We start from the raw sequence: 888 nt of genomic DNA on the forward strand, positions 1-888 counted from the left end.
TGGGCTCCGGTTTCTCCGGTATCTCCTTTGTCACCTTTAGGGCCTTGCTCGCCCTGGGGTCCTTGAGCTCCGGTCTCGCCGGTATCACCCTTGTCACCTTTGGGGCCTTGTTCTCCTTGGGGTCCTTGGGCACCGGTATCCCCGGTGTCGCCTTTGTCGCCTTTGGGACCTTGTTCGCCTTGCGGGCCTTGGGCTCCGGTTTCTCCGGTATCTCCTTTGTCACCTTTAGGACCTTGTTCGCCTTGCGGGCCTTGGGCACCGGTTTCTCCGGTATCTCCTTTGTCACCTTTAGGGCCTTGCTCGCCCTGGGGTCCTTGAGCTCCGGTCTCGCCGGTATCACCCTTGTCACCTTTGGGGCCTTGTTCTCCTTGAGGACCCTGGGCACCTGTTTCTCCGGTGTCACCCTTGTCCCCTTTGGGGCCTTGTTCCCCTTGGGGGCCTTGAGCTCCGGTTTCCCCGGTATCACCCTTATCTCCCTTGGGTCCTTGCTCACCCTGGGGTCCTTGCGGTCCAGTTTCACCTTGGGGTCCCTGGGCNCCTTTGTCGCCTTTGGGACCTTGTTCGCCTTGAGGGCCCTGGGCGCCAGTTTCGCCTTGGGGTCCTTGCGGGCCAGTTTCACCTTGGGGTCCCTGCGGGCCAGTTTCCCCTTGGGGTCCTTGGGCTCCAGTCTCACCGGTGTCACCCTTGTCTCCTTTGTCACCTTTGGGTCCTTGTTCGCCTTGCGGGCCCTGGGCACCGGTCTCGCCAGTGTCTCCTTTATCTCCTTTGGGTCCTTGTTCTCCCTGCGGGCCTTGGGCTCCGGTTTCTCCGGTATCTCCTTTGTCACCTTTAGGGCCTTGCTCGCCCTGGGGTCCTTGAGCTCCGGTCTCGCCGGTATCACCCTTGTCA

The organism is Robiginitalea sediminis (genome assembly GCF_002198115.1).
In the GTDB taxonomy this organism is placed as follows: domain Bacteria; phylum Bacteroidota; class Bacteroidia; order Flavobacteriales; family Flavobacteriaceae; genus Robiginitalea; species Robiginitalea sediminis.